This is a genomic window from Maribacter dokdonensis DSW-8 (assembly GCF_001447995.1).
GTDB lineage: Bacteria > Bacteroidota > Bacteroidia > Flavobacteriales > Flavobacteriaceae > Maribacter > Maribacter dokdonensis.
Window position 1 is genome coordinate 1132525 of sequence record NZ_LDPE01000001.1, and the last position, 17994, is coordinate 1150518.

The window sequence follows — 17994 nt, forward strand, 5'->3', positions numbered from 1 at the left end:
AAGGTTTATCAGCAACACATGATTTATATATTACCTATTCTAGGAGTACTTATCAGTTTTCTTTTTGTGGTTGTTGCAAAACCCAAAAAAAATGAGTCCTTTAAACTTTTATTAGCTTTTAGTGGAGCATTTCTGTTAGCCCTAACAATTTTTGAAATGTTACCGGAGGTATACGCAAATACCAACCCAAAATCTATTGGTGTTTTTATTATGTTGGGCATACTATTTCAAATTTTCTTAGAGTTTTTCTCAAAAGGAGCTGAACACGGTCATGTGCACATTTCCAAGGAAAGTCAGAACTTTCCATGGTTACTTTTTTTTAGTCTTTGTATACATTCATTGCTAGAAGGTCTTCCAATAGGCACAAATGACACCATCATATACGGTATATTAATTCACAAAATTCCAATTGCAATAATCTTAAGCATTTTTCTTTTAGGCTCAAACATTAAGCCACTACATGCTGCTTTTTTTATGCTATTATTTTCCGTAATGACTCCTATCGGCACTTTATTAGCCCATACAACAACTATTCTATCAAGGTACGACATGTATTTAAATGCTTTAGTAATTGGCGTATTCTTACATATATCAACAGTAATTTTATTTGAAAGTTCTGAAGGTCATAAATTCAATCTTCGAAAACTTTTGGTAATTATACTAGGTATCACCATTGCTTATTATTTATAAATGTTCAGTAAAGAAGAATCGAGAAAACTACGAGAAGAATTTTGGATTGCATTTGGAAAATCCTTTCCAAATAAATGGACTTTATATAAAACTGAAGTTAAGGGATTATCTTTTAAATTTCATTTTGATTTAAAAAGGGCTATAGTATCTATAGATGTAGATTCAGATTTTGAACAACGAATAAGAGTATGGGATAAATTAGTTGCCCTAAAATCAATTTTACTAAATGATTATTTACATGAAGCTACCTTCGAAGATTTCTATTTACTAGAAAACAAAAAAGAGATATCAAGAATTTATGTAGAGCTAAACCATGTATCTATACACAACAAGAATACTTGGAGAGAAACGATGGTATTCTTAAACCAGAACATGCTACAGATAGAAAGGTTTTATGAAGAGTATAAAGACATCATAGATTCATAATTACATTCTATTGTTGAATCTATTAGACTACATCTCGATAGATGAAAAACCAATGGCTTATTGCACCGCACAGGACAAAAAGATGCCATATGAAATGATTATAGGGGATTCTTCTAACGGCATAAAAAATTATCCCAATAGTATAGAAAGCACCACCTAGCATAAGTAAATTAATTCCATTTTCAGACGTATTATCTACTAAATTTTGAAAATCTAATACTATCAACCATCCCATAGCTAAGTATAGCAACAATGATATAATTTCAAACTTACCAGTAAAAAACAACTTTAAAATAGTCCCCACAGCTGCAATTCCCCATACCGTTCCAAATATCAACCATCCATTACCATTAATAAGAGTTATAAGTGCCACAGGGGAATATGTTCCGGCAATTAGATAGTATATATTAATATGATCAAGAATTCTGGTCCTTAGTTTCCAAATTCTATTTTCAACAGCGTGATAGATTGTAGACACTGTTAACATACTAATTAAGGATATACTGTAAATAATAATACCTAATGTTGCATATACCGATTTATGACTATTAGCGTTGATTAAAACAATCATACCAACCATTGCCAATACGGCACCGACACCATGTGAAATGGCATTAAATTTTTCTTCCTTTTCTAACGAATTTAGATATGGCATAACGATTATTTTAACTTAATCCTTATCATATGCTTTTGGCACATATAGCAATACTTATTATCTATTTGCGCCAAAATTAAGTCTATTAAATAATATCTGATAATGCTACGGTAATTATTGAAAGGATATTTTGGCAGTCCTTGACTTTAAGGTATAAAAAAAGCCCCTTACATTACTGTAAGGGGCTTTCGAAAAAGGCGGCTACCTACTCTCCCACTTGGTATAGCAGTACCATCGGCGCAAACGGTCTTAACTTCCCTGTTCGGAATGGTAAGGGGTGGGCCCCGTCGCCATGGCCACCTAAGTTTTGGATCGGACATTGCCGACCGCGGCCTTCGCCGCAATATCGTTGACATGAATGGAACAGGATTCCTATAAAGGAAAGAAACATGTATATCGTCAAGTATGTTTCAGAATCGAAAGAAAGAAGTAAAGATCGTCGTGCGCCCCTCCACAAGGAAGGGACGTACGTATGCGCAAGCCTGACGGGCAATTAGTACTACTCGGCTACGGACATTACTGCCCTTCCACCTATAGCCTATCAACGTGGTCATCTCCCACGGCCCTTTAAAGAAATCTCATCTTGTGGCCGGTTTCGCGCTTATATGCTTTCAGCGCTTATCCGATCCCGACATAGCTACCCAGCGATGCTCCTGGCGGAACAACTGGCGCACCAGCGGTCGGTCCAACTCGGTCCTCTCGTACTAGAGTCAGATCCACTCAAATTTCTAACGCCCGCAGTAGATAGAGACCGAACTGTCTCACGACGTTCTGAACCCAGCTCGCGTGCCACTTTAATGGGCGAACAGCCCAACCCTTGGGACCTTCTCCAGCCCCAGGATGTGACGAGCCGACATCGAGGTGCCAAACCCCCCCGTCGATATGAGCTCTTGGGGGAGATCAGCCTGTTATCCCCGGCGTACCTTTTATCCTTTGAGCGATGGCCCTTCCATGCGGAACCACCGGATCACTATGCTCTTGTTTCCAACCTGATCGACCTGTATGTCTCTCAGTCAAGCGCCCTTGTGCCATTGCACTCTACACACGATTGCCAACCGTATTGAGGGCACCTTTAGAAGCCTCCGTTACTCTTTTGGAGGCGACCACCCCAGTCAAACTACCCACCACGCACTGTTCTCTCATAAGAGAGTTAGGCCCCGGACAAGCAAAGGCTGGTATTTCAACAATGACTCCACCACACCTGGCGATGCAGCTTCAAAGTCTCCCAGCTATCCTACACATTGCTTGACCAAGGTCAATACGAAGCTATAGTAAAGGTGCACGGGGTCTTTTCGTCCCACTGCGGGTAACCGGCATCTTCACCGATACTACAATTTCACCGAGCTCATGGCCGAGACAGTGTCCAGATCGTTGCACCATTCGTGCAGGTCGGAACTTACCCGACAAGGAATTTCGCTACCTTAGGACCGTTATAGTTACGGCCGCCGTTTACTGGGGCTTCAATTCAATGCTTCTCCCCGAAGGAATGACATCTCCTCTTAACCTTCCAGCACCGGGCAGGTGTCAGGCCCTATACGTCATCTTTCGATTTTGCAGAGCCCTGTGTTTTTGATAAACAGTCGCCTGGACCTCTTCACTGCGGCCCCCCATAAGGGGGCGACCCTTCTCCCGAAGTTACGGGTCTATTTTGCCTAGTTCCTTAGCCATGAATCTCTCGAGCGCCTTAGAATACTCATCCCAACCACCTGTGTCGGTTTACGGTACGGGCTGCTTCACTCGCTTTTCTTGGAAGTCGATATGCTGGATTATCACCTTGGCCGTGGCCTCGGTGTACTATCGGGGTATTACTACTCCCTTCAACGTACAATTCCGTCTGTACGCACCAACTTCTCGCCTCCGTCACTTTTAGCGTGAGCAGGTACAGAAATATTAATCTGTTGTCCATCCACTATCCCCTTCGGGTTCGCGTTAGGTCCCGACTGACCCCCAGCTGATTAGCATAGCTGGGGAAACCTTGGTCTTTCGGCGTGCGGGTTTCTCGCCCGCATTATCGTTACTTATGCCTACATTTTCGTTTGTAACCGCTCCAGCATCCCTCGCAGGTACGCCTTCGACGCAGTTACAATGCTCCCCTACCCCTTGTATAAATACAAAGTCACGGCTTCGGTGATATGCTTATGCCCGATTATTATCCATGCGGAACCGCTCGACCAGTGAGCTGTTACGCACTCTTTAAATGAATGGCTGCTTCCAAGCCAACATCCTGGCTGTCAATGCAGTTCCACCGCGTTATATCAACTTAGCATATACTTTGGGACCTTAGCCGGTGATCTGGGTTCTTTCCCTCTCGGACATGGACCTTAGCACCCATGCCCTCACTGCGCAGAAACATTTTATAGCATTCGGAGTTTGTCAGGAATTGGTAGGCGGTGAAGCCCCCGCATCCAATCAGTAGCTCTACCTCTATAAAACTATCTACACGCTGCACCTAAATGCATTTCGGGGAGTACGAGCTATTTCCGAGCTTGATTGGCCTTTCACCCCTACCCACAGGTCATCCCAAGACTTTTCAACGTCAACGGGTTCGGTCCTCCACTATGTGTTACCACAGCTTCAACCTGCCCATGGGTAGATCGCACGGTTTCGCGTCTACTACTACTGACTATGGCGCCCTATTAAGACTCGCTTTCGCTACGGCTCCGTTCCTGAAGAACTTAACCTTGCCAGTAAAAGTAACTCGTAGGCTCATTATGCAAAAGGCACGCCGTCACCCATATGGGCTCCGACCGCTTGTAAGCGTATGGTTTCAGGATCTATTTCACTCCGTTATTCACGGTTCTTTTCACCTTTCCCTCACGGTACTGGTTCACTATCGGTCTCTCAGGAGTATTTAGTCTTGGCGGATGGTCCCGCCGGATTCATACAGGGTTTCACGTGCCCCGCACTACTCAGGATACCACTATCTAAATGCTCTTTGCCTATACGGGACTATCACCCTCTATGGCCGCTATTTCCAAAGCGTTCTAGTTCATTACATCTCGAATGTCGTGGTCCTACAACCCCGCACATGCCGGAACATGTACGGTTTGGACTAATCCGATTTCGCTCGCCGCTACTATCGGAATCACTTTTGTTTTCTCCTCCTCCGGGTACTTAGATGTTTCAGTTCCCCGGGTTTGCTTGGCTTACGCCATGACATATCTTCAATATGCCGGGTTGCCCCATTCGGATATCTACGGATCATATCGTGTGTGCCGATCCCCGTAGCTTTTCGCAGCTTATCACGTCCTTCTTCGCCTCTGAGAGCCTAGGCATTCCCCATACGCCCTTTTCCAGCTTGTCGCCAGATCTTTAATCTATTCTATCTTATTCGTACTCTTTACTTAATAAAGATTCGTGTTTCTTTCTTTTTTAGTCGGTAAAACATTAAAAATGTCTTACCTCCTGTTCCAATATGTCAATGAACGTTGAACAGTTAACAATTATCAGTGAACAATGAACAATTAAAAATTGTTTATTGCCAATTGAACATTGTCAATCGTAATGTGGAGAATATCGGAGTCGAACCGATGACCTCCTGCGTGCAAGGCAGGCGCTCTAGCCAGCTGAGCTAATCCCCCAATTCCATAAGTCGGCTGTTGCCAGTTTACAGTTGACAGGTAGCACAACTTCTAAAATTTCCTTCAATATTTCAATATATGAACGTAATGCCCCATGGGCACCCTTTCTTGTTTGTAGTCCCAGGCAGACTCGAACTGCCGACCTCTACATTATCAGTGTAGCGCTCTAACCAGCTGAGCTATGGGACTGTCCCTACTCTTCCTCTTCAGTATAAATACCTTCCCGGAAAAGCAATTACTTATATATCATGATTATGGAGATCTTTATTCTTATTCGAACACTATTTTTTTTTTGAAAACAATCGTATTAAACCAAAAGACCGGGACCGTTATTCCGATTCTTCGTTTCGCCAGGGACCGTCCTTAAAAGGACAATCTCTAGAAAGGAGGTGTTCCAGCCGCACCTTCCGGTACGGCTACCTTGTTACGACTTAGCCCTAGTTACCGATCTTGCCCTAGGCCGCTCCTTACGGTGACGGACTTCAGGCACTCCCGGCTTCCATGGCTTGACGGGCGGTGTGTACAAGGCCCGGGAACGTATTCACCGGATCATGGCTGATATCCGATTACTAGCGATTCCAGCTTCACGGGGTCGAGTTGCAGACCCCGATCCGAACTGTGACAGGTTTTATAGATTCGCTCCGCCTTGCGACGTGGCTGCTCTCTGTACCTGCCATTGTAGCACGTGTGTGGCCCAGGACGTAAGGGCCGTGATGATTTGACGTCATCCCCACCTTCCTCACGGTTTGCACCGGCAGTCCCGTTAGAGTCCCCATCATGACATGCTGGCAACTAACGGTAGGGGTTGCGCTCGTTATAGGACTTAACCTGACACCTCACGGCACGAGCTGACGACAACCATGCAGCACCTTGCAAATTGCCCGAAGGAAAAGTCATCTCTGACCCTGTCAATATGCATTTAAGCCCTGGTAAGGTTCCTCGCGTATCATCGAATTAAACCACATGCTCCACCGCTTGTGCGGGCCCCCGTCAATTCCTTTGAGTTTCATTCTTGCGAACGTACTCCCCAGGTGGGATACTTATCACTTTCGCTTGGCCGCCCAGAACTCAAGGCCCCGGACAGCTAGTATCCATCGTTTACGGCGTGGACTACCAGGGTATCTAATCCTGTTCGCTCCCCACGCTTTCGTCCATCAGCGTCAGTATATAGTTAGTCACCTGCCTTCGCAATCGGTGTTCTATGTAATATCTATGCATTTCACCGCTACACTACATATTCCGGCAACTTCACTATAACTCAAGACCGACAGTATCAAAGGCAGTTCTACCGTTGAGCGGCAGACTTTCACCCCTGACTTATCGGCCCGCCTACGGACCCTTTAAACCCAATAATTCCGGATAACGCTCGGACCCTCCGTATTACCGCGGCTGCTGGCACGGAGTTAGCCGGTCCTTATTCTTACGGTACCGTCAGTAAGCTACACGTAGCTCTTTTTCTTCCCGTATAAAAGCAGTTTACTACCCATAGGGCATTCTTCCTGCACGCGGCATGGCTGGATCAGAGTCTCCTCCATTGTCCAATATTCCTCACTGCTGCCTCCCGTAGGAGTCTGGTCCGTGTCTCAGTACCAGTGTGGGGGATCCCCCTCTCAGGGCCCCTACCCATCGTAGCCATGGTAAGCCGTTACCTTACCATCTAGCTAATGGGACGCATGGCCATCTTGTACCGCCCGAAGGCTTTAACCGTATAACGATGCCGAAATACGGTACTACGGGGCATTAATCCAAGTTTCCCTGGGCTATTCCCCTGTACAAGGCAGGTTCCATACGCGGTGCGCACCCGTGCGCCGGTCGCCGGCGGAAAAGCAAGCTTTTCCCCGCTGCCCCTCGACTTGCATGTGTTAGGCCTGCCGCTAGCGTTCATCCTGAGCCAGGATCAAACTCTTCATCGTTGTTTTGTAAATATTCGTCCCAACGAAACCAAATCCATCCCGGCCCCGACTCTCGATTCAATATATCCAAATATGCACAAGGCACATTATATGGTATGTTTCTTAATTCGTGTTCCTCTCGAACAGGTCCTCACCCGTTCTCGATTCTTAAATCTCCACAATATTTCAATGAACTTCCATCCACTCCGCCCTTGGATCATGCGACCTTCCCGGCTTCGTTTCCCTTAGGTGTTTCCCTAAGCGGCTGCAAATATACAACTGTTTTTTAACCTGGCAACTTATTTCGAAAAAAAAATATTTTTTTCTTTTTTTTCCCAGACCAACCAACATATAAATGAACCTTTTCCGACTCCCGATTCAGAACTCGTCTTCCTCGCTAGCGGGGTGCAAATCTACAACCTATTTTCTAATGAACAAGACTTTTTTTGCAAAATAAATACAAGGTTTTTTCATGTGTAACGACAACCAATTTATTTACAGCACTTTACACTCAAAATAAAAAAAGCGGTATTAAATTTAATAAAAAAATCAATACATATACAGTTGATTATATTAAAATCTTACAGGCAAACTAACACCACACCAACTAAAACAATCGTATAACAACCATAAGCCTCATAGCCCTTCTTTAAGACTACAGCAAAACATAACACTATTCTATTGCGGACATGAATAGTTCATATTATCTTTGACACCCTATAATATGTACAAGAAATGATTAAAATTACACTTCCCGACGGATCGGTCAAGGAATTTGAAAAAGCAACTACGCCAATAGAGGTTGCAAAAAGCATAAGCGAAGGATTAGCCCGCAATGTTATTTCGGCAAAATTCAACGAAACTATTGTTGAAACCACTACCCCGTTAGAAACAGACGGCAGCTTAGTACTATTCACCTGGAACGATAAAGAAGGAAAAACAGCTTTTTGGCATTCAACTTCACATATTGTAGCGCAAGCTATTGAGGAATTGTACCCGGGAGTTAAACTAACTATAGGACCCGCCATAGAAAACGGCTTTTATTACGACGTAGAATTACCAAATGGCTCTATTTCAGAAAAAGATTTTACCGCTATAGAAAAGAAGGCTTTAGAGATTGCCCGTGGAAAACACGACTATAAAATGAGAGCGGTATCAAAAGCCGATGCAATTGCATTCTATAAAAAGCAAGGCAACGAATACAAGGTAGAGTTGATTGAAAACCTTGAGGATGGTACCATTACGTTTTGTGATCACGATACATTTACAGATTTATGTAGAGGTGGACACATTCCTAATACCGGTATTGTAAAGGCTATAAAAATATTAAGTGTAGCAGGTGCATACTGGAGAGGTAACGAAAACAACACACAACTTACACGTATATATGGTATCTCATTTCCAAAACAAAAAGAGCTTACCGAATATTTGGCACTTTTAGAAGAAGCAAAAAAGAGAGACCACAGAAAGCTAGGTAAAGAACTAGAACTATTTACTTTTTCGCAAAAAGTAGGTCAAGGACTACCATTATGGCTCCCTAAAGGTGCTGCATTACGTGAACGCCTTGAAAACTTTTTAAAGAAAGCCCAAAAGAAAGCCGGATATGAAATGGTGGTTACACCACATATTGGTCAAAAAGAATTATATGTTACCTCTGGACATTATGAAAAATATGGTGAAGACAGCTTTCAACCGATACATACACCCAAGGAAGGTGAGGAATTTCTTTTAAAACCGATGAATTGCCCTCACCACTGTGAAATCTACAACACAAAACCATATAGCTATAAGGAACTACCTAAAAGATTTGCGGAATTCGGTACGGTATATAGATATGAACAAAGTGGAGAACTTCATGGACTTACCCGTGTACGTGGATTTACTCAAGATGATGCACATATTTTCTGTACACCAGACCAACTGGACGAGGAATTTAAAAATGTAATAGACCTATCCTTATATGTATTGGGATCCCTTGGATTTGAAAATTTTACCGCACAGGTCTCTGTACGTGATTTGGACAATCCGGAAAAGTACATTGGCTCAGTGGAAAATTGGGAAAAAGCAGAACAAGCCATCATCAATGCCGCTAAAGAGAAAGGATTGAATTTTGTGATTGAAGCCGGTGAAGCGGCCTTCTATGGTCCTAAACTAGATTTCATGGTGAAAGACGCACTTGGAAGACAATGGCAACTAGGTACAATTCAGGTAGATTACAATTTACCTGAAAGATTCGACTTAAGCTACAAAGGCAGTGATAACGAGCTACATAGACCCGTGATGATACACCGTGCCCCATTTGGTAGCATGGAGCGTTTTATAGCTTTATTATTGGAACATACTGGAGGTAATTTCCCGCTGTGGCTTACCCCAGAACAAGCTATAATTTTACCTGTAAGCGAAAAACATGAAAAATATGCCGAAAAAGTTTTAAAATCCCTAGAAAATAACGAAATTCGCGCCCTTGTAGACAGTAGAAATGAGACTGTAGGCAAGAAAATACGTGAAGCAGAAATGGCTAAGATACCTTTTATGCTGATCGTGGGAGAAAACGATGAGGCGGACAACACTATATCTGTTCGTAAGCATGGAGGTGAAGATTTAGGAGCAATAAGCATTGCAACGTTCACAGACTTGGTTAACACAGAAATAAATAGTACCTTAAAGACGTTTTAAATAAAAGTTTAATTAAAAAGAATTAGTCATAGCAATACGTAAAAGATTTAGACCGCAACCTAGAAGGGAAAATAAGAATCCTCATAATATTAATGAGAAGATTACGGCCCCTAAAGTTAGGTTAGTTGGTGACAATGTTGAAGTAGGTGTATATCCTTTTCCTCAGGCTCTTGAAAAAGCAGAAGAATTAGGTTTGGATTTGGTGGAAATTTCACCAAAGGCAGACCCTCCTGTTTGTAAGATTATGGAGTATAAAAAGTTTTTATACGAACAGAAGAAAAGGGATAAAGCCATGAAAGCGAAAGCTTCAAAGGTTGTTGTTAAAGAAATAAGATTTGGTCCCAATACTGATGACCACGATTATGAATTTAAAAAGAAACATGCTGAAAAGTTCCTTAAAGAAGGAGCAAAATTAAAAGCATATGTCTTTTTTAAAGGACGATCAATTGTCTATAAAGACCAAGGTGAGATTTTATTATTGAGGTTAGCATCTGAATTAGAGGAATTAGGAAAAGTTGAACAGATGCCTAAACTAGAAGGAAAGCGTATGACAATGTTCATAGCTCCTAAGACAAAAGGAAAATAAAATTTCGGTTTTTAAAAATCGAATATTAGAATACTGAATGCTGTCCGCCATTGGTGGACAGTTTCAGCATAAACAAGTGAGATTAATATATAAACTAGGAGAAAATGCCTAAACAAAAAACAAAATCCAGTGCTAAGAAGCGTTTTAAGCTAACAGGTACCGGTAAAATTAAAAGAAAGCACGCCTTTAAGAGTCACATTCTTACGAAAAAGTCTAAAAAGCGTAAGCTTGCTTTAACTCATGATACATTGGTTCACCAACATGATGTTAACAGCATTAAGGAACAATTACGTTTAAAGTAATTATAGTTCTTTAAAAAGGTAAAATTATTAACCATGGAGTTAGGCAATCAAAGTTCCTTAAAATAAAAAGGACGCCTACTACAAAAAATTAGAAAGAAATGCCAAGATCAGTAAATGCAGTAGCTTCAAGAGCCAGAAGAAAAAAGGTAATGAAGCAAGCCAAAGGTTACTTTGGAAGACGTAAAAACGTTTGGACAGTAGCCAAAAACGCGGTTGAAAAAGCAATGTTATATGCTTACAGAGACCGTAGAAACAAGAAAAGAACTTTTCGTTCATTATGGATAACCCGTATTAATGCAGGTGCCAGACAGCACGGAATGTCCTACTCTCAATTTATGGGAAAAGTAAAAGCTAATAACATTGAACTAAACAGAAAAGTTCTTGCAGATTTAGCAATGAACCACCCAGATGCCTTTAAGGCAGTTGTAGATCAGGTAAAATAAATTAATAACAATCTCACTTTTGAAAAATCCGATTCTTACGAATCGGATTTTTTAATTTTAGCGATAGCCGCTTTAAATTCTTGCCAATCAATTAGCTCATCACCATTCTTATCATAACCTTCAATCAATTTTGACGAAACAATACCTCTAATAAATCCACTTATTTCTGCTTGTTTCAACAAATTTACAATTTCAGATTTGGTCAACTTTTGATCATTATTCTCATCAAAAAAATTAAATGCCATTTCTGGTGTTTCAAAATGATTTGTAATCAGTATTTGAATTTTGTTCAGAATAGATTCTTCAGTAGTCATAAACTATGTTTTTCTTTTAATTTAAATAAATATCAACTTCCCCACAAGGTCAGAACAATGTTTCTGCCCGAGGCATAATTTCGATGTTCACATAAATATATACCTTGCCATATTCCCATATTTAATTTCCCATTGGATACGGGCACTTGAACAGACGCTCCCATTAATGAAGCCTTTATGTGTGCAGGCATATCATCTGGACCTTCATAATTATGCTTATAATAAGGTTCATTTTCAGGCACAAATCTATTTATATAGGACTCAAAATCTTCTCTGACTGTGGGATCTGCGTTTTCATTAATGGTTAAACTAGCAGATGTGTGTTTAATAAATACCTGTAGCATACCAACATCAATTTCTTGAATCTCTGGTAAATGTTCTAAGATTAGGCTGGTGATAATATGAAAACCTCTTTGGTAAGGTGGTAAACTAAACTGTCTTTGAAATAACTTCATACCTGGTATTTATTAATTAAAGGTAAAACTTTGATCTTTAAAGTACATGTTAACTTCCATTCAAATATCTTTACCATAAATTAAATAATTTATGGATTTATCAAAGATTAAAATGGTTGTTTCGGACATGGATGGCACCTTACTTAACTCTAACCACCAAGTCAGTGAACAATTCTTTGAGCTCTTTAAAGAATTACAATCTAGAGACATCACATTTGTTGCTGCCAGTGGCAGACAATACAATAGTATAATTGATAAGCTTGCTCCCATAAAAGACGAAATAATTGTTATTGCCGAGAACGGTGGATTTGCCAAAAAGCAAGATACCGAAATTCTAGTTACGCCATTAGACCAACAACAAGTAGCAGAAATATTAGCTACTTTAAATAAAATCCCCAATATACACCCTGTTCTTTGCGGTAAGCATCAAGCCTATTTAACCAATAAATCGAATGAATTTGTAAATAAATTGGCAGAATATTATACCGAGTTTGAAATCATAGATAACTTAAATACGTTTACTTCCGAAGTAATAAAAATTGCCATATATCATTTTGAAAGTTCAGAACAATTTATATACCCGTTTGTAAAACATTTTGAAAAAGATTTAAAAGTTAAAGTGTCTGGCGAAAACTGGTTAGATATATCTAACATGAACGCTCATAAAGGATATGCGTTATCAAAAGTCATGGACAGCTATAATCTTAAATCCAATGAAGTAATAATATTTGGAGATTACAATAATGACCTAGAAATGCTTGCACTATCAGATTACAGTTTTGCAATGTCAAATGCGCATCCAAACGTAAAAAAGGTTGCCAAATACAGTACATTGAGCAATGATGATAATGGTGTTGAACACATACTTAAAATGCTGCTAAAATAAAGATTAGCCAACTTGACGATTAAACACGATACCTATGCTATTGTACCGCAGGTTTCAACTCACTAGGCACATACCCCATGGTTCTTTTAAAAGCTGTAGTAAAATGTTGTGGATTAGCATAACCAACCTCATAGGCAGCATGCGCAATTGTAGCCCCGTCTTGAGTAATTAAACTTTTGGCAACTTCCATTCTTAACGCAGTGATATATTTAAATACGGTAACCCCGTACAACTTTTTAAAATCCCTTTTCAACTTGGTAGGATTGAACCCAGCTAAATCTGCCAAATCAATTATTTTTAATGGCTCTTTCAAATTTTTTCTGATATAATCCTCAACTCTTACTAAGGCCAAATAATCGGAATTTAAAAGTTTTACATTATTCTTAGAAACTCTTGAAGTTTGTCTTCCTAAAAGAAAATCTATCAACAATACCGTAAGCTTACTTTCCAGATATTTTTTTCTTAATTCACCTGTATAAGGACATTGAATGATCTCATTTATTTTACTACGAATATTTGGTGGAATAAATTTACTCTTATCCCATAGTACAAATGAATTGGAATTTTGGATAGCATTCTTCAACTTCTGAAAAGATTTTTCAAATTCTTTGCCTAACAAATTCTTTAGCAAACTAGGTTTAAGGTATATCTCAAAAGATTTTGCATTTCCCTTAAAAAACATATCTCTACCCTCTGTAATTGGATAATAGAACATATTACAATGATTTTCTGGAATTTGCACCAAATACTTTATGTGTTTAAGCGGCTGATAACCATAAGCACCTTCTAATGAGAAGTGTAATTTTATTAAATGTTCATCGCTAGAAACACAAATTTCCGAATCAAATTCCTGTAATACTTCATCATTAGAAAACTCCACTCCCTTAATAAAAGAACTATTGTTCTTAGTAGTCACCTCTACCTCATTAAACTGTACCGAATTGTTTAAAAAACTATTATTAAACAGCTCTTTTACCCGTATTTCTTTCCTTAACAATTCCTTCTTCATATCCATTGAATACCGCAAACCAATACTTCCTTTTGCGTATGTTTAAATTCCTTTCTCGGCACTTGTCTTTTCATTCCTTCTTTAGATTTGCAAAACTAATTTATTTAGACTAAATCTTAATAAAGATAGTAACCTTTTTTAAACCAAATGAAAAACCATTTTACCGTCATTTTTATATTACTCTTTGCATCTGTTCATTCTCAAGAGTTACTTAGTTCTATTTCAGGAACTGTTAAAGACGATTACAACAATCCTTTAGCTTTTGCAACTGTGATGATAGAGGGTCTTAAACTAGGCGTTTTAACAGACGACAACGGTAGCTTCCTCATTGAAAATGTACCTCAAGGAAAACACAATGTTATTGTTTCTTTTATTGGTTATAGAACACTTTTTAAAACCGTTGAAATTACCAGTAGTAAAAAGAAAATTACAGTCAATTATAAGTTAACGGAAAGTGTTGAAAACCTAGATGAAGTCAATGTTAACGGCAAGTCCAAAGAGACGGAGATAGAAACCAAAGGTTTTGCTGTTAATGCTATAAAAACTGAAGAAGCCAGTATTAGAAATATTCAGACCAATGAATTATTAAACACTACTGTTGGTGTAAAAATTAGACAAAACGGCGGACTAGGTTCTAATGTAGAATACTCTTTAAATGGTTTATCAGGAAATTCGGTTAGTATTTTTATTGACGGCATACCCATTTCTATGTACGGTTCTTCTTTTAGTTTGAACAGTATTCCTCCTTCAATGATAGAAAACATTGAAGTTTACAAGGGAGTGATTCCCGGACATTTGGCTGATGATGCACTAGGTGGAGCAATCAACATTGTAATGAAAAAAGGTGCACGTAATAATTTAAATGCTTCCGTATCATATGGATCATTTAATACATTACAAGCCAGCATTAACGGGTTGTATCGTTTTGATAAATCTGGTTTTACCGTCAAAGCCTCTGGTTTTCATAATTATTCTGACAATGATTATGAAATTAGCGGAAGAAATATTGTAGATAAAGGTCTAGGAGGGGTTGAAACACTTATCACAGCAAAAAGATTTAATGATGCTTATAGGTCTACCGGAGGAACAATACAGGCAGGTTATACTGACGTAAAGTGGGCGGATCAATTTTTTATTGGCGTTACAGGTTCCGATGATTACAAAGAAGTGCAACACGGTGCTTTTGTTACTAAAATACCGTATAAAGGCAGATTTTTAGAGTCCGATGCGTTGTTGGCTAATTTGACATATCTTAAAAAAGATATCTTTTTTAAAGGTTTAGATGTAAATGTTACCGGATTATTTGGGGAGAGAAATCGTATTTTGAATGACACCACAGCCGAGGCATATAGCTGGACAGGAAATAGAGCTATAGACTACAAAGGCGATGAATTTGAATATTCTTGGGGATCCCAACAAGAAGGCGGACCAACACTACTTAACATCAACAGGAAAGTTGCTTCTATAAGAACAGGAATTTGTTATGAAATAAATAAAAACCATAAAGTATTTCTAAACCACGTCTACAGCGGACTTGACCGGGAAGATAGTGATGAAATGATATCACTTTTAGAAAACACCTTTCAACAAACCAGTGATATATACAAAAATATATACTCCTTAAGTTATGAGCTAAATGCTATTGATGATAAATTAAAAGTGAATCTGTTCGGTAAGCACTATAGACAAAAGGTATTGAATACATTTCCGAGGTTCAACAGCAACGCCACAGAGGTTATTGATGAAGTTTACCAAAGCAATAAAGATTATAATGGTTACGGGTATGCAATTTCTTATCTGCTTATAAAAAATCTTAATATTCTCACCTCTGCTGAAAAAGCTATTCGTCTACCAAATGAGAACGAAGTATTTGGTGATGCAGGAGAAAATATTGAACCCAACCTTACCATTGAACCAGAAACCAGCAATAATTATAACCTCGGTTTTAGATTCGGAAGGTTCAACATAAAAAATCACGCACTTACGGTTTCTACCAATCTATTTTCTCGAAAAATTCAAAATTTAATTGGTTTTCCCGGTGATGCTCAGGATAATCAAGAACTAGGAGAAACTATTCAATATGGAAATTTTGATAGGGAAACCACTTCTAAAGGGGTAGAAGCAGAAATCAGCTATAACTTTAAGGACAACTTTGGATTTAATTTCAACCTGTCCAAACTAACGCTTCAAAGAAAAAATCTTCAAGATAATATTGTAAACTCTCCAAATGTTCCCTTGTTTACAATGAACACTTCGCTACGGTATTCATTCAATAATTTTATTCTAAATACAGCACGTTTTAATCTTTTTTACAATGCTTACTTCACAGATGAATTCTCCTATAAAGAGGAACAAGGTACTAATGTGGCAGGTTTAGAAGAGTTTTTAATTCCAACCCAATTTATTCAAGATTTTGGATGTAGTTACGTGTTTCCAAATAAAAGAGTTTCTATAAGCCTTGATGTCAAAAACGTATTTGATGAAGTTGCCTATGACAATTTACGGGTGCAAAAACCAGGAAGAGCATTTTATCTAAAACTGAATTACATAATCAATAATTTTTAAATATCTAAATAGAATATATTATGAAACGACCATTATTAAATTTAAAATCATTTGCCATTGCTATAGCTGCAGTAGGGTTTATGGCTTCTTGTAGTAGCGATGACGACACTGTAACTCCAGAAACTGAACAAGAAGAGGAAGAGCAAGAAGAGATAGAGGAAGAAGCAGAAGTAGCTTCAAGATGGATAACTATTGCCGGAGCTAAAATGGGTGAAGAACCTGGAGATGGTAACGGTGGAACATTAATTTATGCTGTTACTAGTGAAGATGCCAAAGACCCAACGGTACAAATAGACCCATTTAATAATGGTTTTATAGCACCATCTAACAGAACGGCAAGATTACAAGCTTCAGAAGATGGCAATACCATATTCAATATTAGTTACGCTGGTGATACGGGTGGTAATTACACCAAGTACATTGTAAATGGAGGACAAGATTTTGAACAAACAGGATCAGAAATTAGTATTGCAGAATATGTAGGTACTGCTCCTAGATGGATTAAATTATTTGATGGCGATAAAACTGGCTGTGCAGTAAGGGTAGATATTGAACATATTGTTGATGATAATGGTACTCCTGATGATGTAACAGATGATTCTTATGTTCGTACAAGCCAAACCGTAGGTATAGTGACATTAGATTTGGTAGATTCCCAAATCAACAACTTCCAACAAATTGATTTGTCTATAGGTGAAGAATTAGAATCTCAAGGGTATTACATTGGCAGAATTGATATGCCAACATTAAATGCCGCCGGAGACAAATTATACATTGGTGCCCGTATGAATAAAGTTGATCCTGCAACTTTAACTAGAGATGAAGAAAATGCAGCTGATCTTGAAAGTGATAGCGATTATGAGATTTTAGGTTCTAAAACGATAGTAGTAGATTATCCTTCTTTGGAAAACCCTACAATAATCACTTCTACAGTAGGACATGGAAACACTAATGGTTACCGTAGCATTAACGCTTTTGAATACAATGGAAGTGTTTATCAAGCCAATCAAAGTGACCCAGAAGGTTCTCATATCCTAAAAATTGGAGCAGACAATTTATATGATGATTCTTATGATTTTAATCTAGATGCTGCTTTAGGTGTTACCGGTGCTTATGTTTTAGCCTGGAGACCTGCTGCCAATGGTAAAGCTGTTTTAGCATACCGTCATGATGGGTCTGCAGAAGGTATTTCCGGTAGAGGGGAAAGCTTTTTTGCCTTAGTTGATTTGAACGCAAAGACAGCAACCTTAATCAATGATATTCCTTATGAAGTAGATTTTGAATTGTTTCAATACCAAGGGTATGCTGTTGATGGAACAGAAATCTATCTTACTCAAGCTCCAGTTGGTCAAAATGGAAACATTTACATTGTAGAAACTGAGACCGGTGAAGTAACTAAAGGTGCGGAATTAATCAATTCCACAGGTAGTCATTTCATTGGCGCTTGGTAATCTTTAAAATTAATAGTTTTAAAATACCATTATCGGCTATTACCGGTAATGGTATTTTTTTTG

The 17994-nt window shown here is 39.0% G+C and carries 13 protein-coding genes, 2 tRNA genes and 3 rRNA genes; 9 read left to right on the top strand and 9 right to left on the bottom strand.

Annotated features, from left to right (window positions below; genetic code table 11):
• The first annotated feature begins 18 nt into the window (after positions 1–18).
• Positions 19–690 carry a ZIP family metal transporter gene (locus tag I600_RS04985; RefSeq protein WP_058103385.1) on the top strand — a complete coding sequence of 224 codons (672 nt, stop codon included), beginning with the start codon at positions 19–21 and terminating at the stop codon, positions 688–690.
• Complete coding sequence (locus tag I600_RS04990) at positions 691–1116, top strand: DUF4268 domain-containing protein (protein WP_058103386.1); 426 nt, start codon at positions 691–693, stop codon at positions 1114–1116.
• A gap of 22 nt (positions 1117–1138) precedes the next feature.
• Here the strand turns inward: I600_RS04990 and trhA are convergent, their stop codons facing one another.
• The 6 genes from trhA to I600_RS05020 all read right to left on the bottom strand — a co-directional run bounded on the left by trhA (position 1139) and on the right by I600_RS05020 (position 7265).
• On the bottom strand, positions 1139–1771 hold the full coding sequence (trhA, locus tag I600_RS04995) for a PAQR family membrane homeostasis protein TrhA (RefSeq protein WP_058103387.1): 633 nt from the start codon (positions 1769–1771) through the stop codon (positions 1139–1141).
• 192 nt (positions 1772–1963) lie between these two features.
• A 5S ribosomal RNA gene (rrf, locus tag I600_RS05000) occupies positions 1964–2075 on the bottom strand.
• A gap of 168 nt (positions 2076–2243) precedes the next feature.
• Positions 2244–5076 (bottom strand): 23S ribosomal RNA (locus I600_RS05005).
• Positions 5077–5278: 202 nt separating this feature from the next.
• Positions 5279–5352 (bottom strand) — tRNA-Ala (locus tag I600_RS05010).
• 115 nt (positions 5353–5467) lie between these two features.
• A tRNA-Ile gene (locus I600_RS05015) sits at positions 5468–5541 on the bottom strand.
• A gap of 193 nt (positions 5542–5734) precedes the next feature.
• A 16S ribosomal RNA gene (locus I600_RS05020) occupies positions 5735–7265 on the bottom strand.
• The 16S, 23S and 5S rRNA genes sit together here with 2 tRNA genes alongside, the layout of an rRNA operon.
• Before the next feature lie 714 nt (positions 7266–7979).
• Between I600_RS05020 and thrS the strand changes: the two genes are divergently transcribed.
• The 4 genes from thrS to rplT all read left to right on the top strand — a co-directional run bounded on the left by thrS (position 7980) and on the right by rplT (position 11251).
• A complete protein-coding gene (thrS, locus tag I600_RS05025) occupies positions 7980–9920 on the top strand; it encodes a threonine--tRNA ligase (RefSeq protein WP_058103388.1) in 1941 nt (646 codons plus the stop codon).
• Between the two features lie 28 nt (positions 9921–9948).
• Complete coding sequence (gene infC, locus I600_RS05030; RefSeq protein WP_082642892.1) at positions 9949–10506, top strand: translation initiation factor IF-3; 558 nt, start codon at positions 9949–9951, stop codon at positions 10504–10506.
• A 104-nt stretch (positions 10507–10610) separates the two neighbouring features.
• The gene (gene rpmI / locus I600_RS05035) at positions 10611–10808 is read left to right on the top strand and encodes a 50S ribosomal protein L35 (RefSeq protein ID WP_047245905.1); all 198 of its coding nucleotides are present in this window, start codon (positions 10611–10613) and stop codon (positions 10806–10808) included.
• Positions 10809–10906: 98 nt separating this feature from the next.
• Positions 10907–11251 carry a 50S ribosomal protein L20 gene (rplT, locus tag I600_RS05040; protein ID WP_027064529.1) on the top strand — a complete coding sequence of 115 codons (345 nt, stop codon included), beginning with the start codon at positions 10907–10909 and terminating at the stop codon, positions 11249–11251.
• 35 nt (positions 11252–11286) lie between these two features.
• Here rplT and I600_RS05045 read toward each other — a convergent pair whose 3' ends face one another.
• Positions 11287–11565 (bottom strand): EF-hand domain-containing protein, encoded by a 279-nt coding sequence (locus tag I600_RS05045; RefSeq protein WP_058103389.1) that lies wholly within the window; start codon positions 11563–11565, stop codon positions 11287–11289.
• A gap of 32 nt (positions 11566–11597) precedes the next feature.
• On the bottom strand, positions 11598–12020 hold the full coding sequence (locus I600_RS05050; RefSeq protein ID WP_058103390.1) for a secondary thiamine-phosphate synthase enzyme YjbQ: 423 nt from the start codon (positions 12018–12020) through the stop codon (positions 11598–11600).
• Between the two features lie 91 nt (positions 12021–12111).
• Between I600_RS05050 and I600_RS05055 the strand changes: the two genes are divergently transcribed.
• Positions 12112–12906: an HAD family hydrolase gene (locus tag I600_RS05055; protein ID WP_058103391.1), complete on the top strand. Its 795-nt coding sequence runs from the start codon at positions 12112–12114 to the stop codon at positions 12904–12906.
• Positions 12907–12943: 37 nt separating this feature from the next.
• Here I600_RS05055 and I600_RS05060 read toward each other — a convergent pair whose 3' ends face one another.
• Positions 12944–13915 carry a helix-turn-helix domain-containing protein gene (locus I600_RS05060; RefSeq protein WP_167342523.1) on the bottom strand — a complete coding sequence of 324 codons (972 nt, stop codon included), beginning with the start codon at positions 13913–13915 and terminating at the stop codon, positions 12944–12946.
• A gap of 147 nt (positions 13916–14062) precedes the next feature.
• Between I600_RS05060 and I600_RS05065 the strand changes: the two genes are divergently transcribed.
• Together I600_RS05065 and I600_RS05070 are read left to right on the top strand one after the other, a co-directional pair.
• A complete protein-coding gene (locus I600_RS05065) occupies positions 14063–16480 on the top strand; it encodes a TonB-dependent receptor (RefSeq protein ID WP_058103393.1) in 2418 nt (805 codons plus the stop codon).
• Positions 16481–16500: 20 nt separating this feature from the next.
• Positions 16501–17931 carry a hypothetical protein gene (locus tag I600_RS05070; RefSeq protein ID WP_058103394.1) on the top strand — a complete coding sequence of 477 codons (1431 nt, stop codon included), beginning with the start codon at positions 16501–16503 and terminating at the stop codon, positions 17929–17931.
• Positions 17932–17994: the final 63 nt, after the last annotated feature.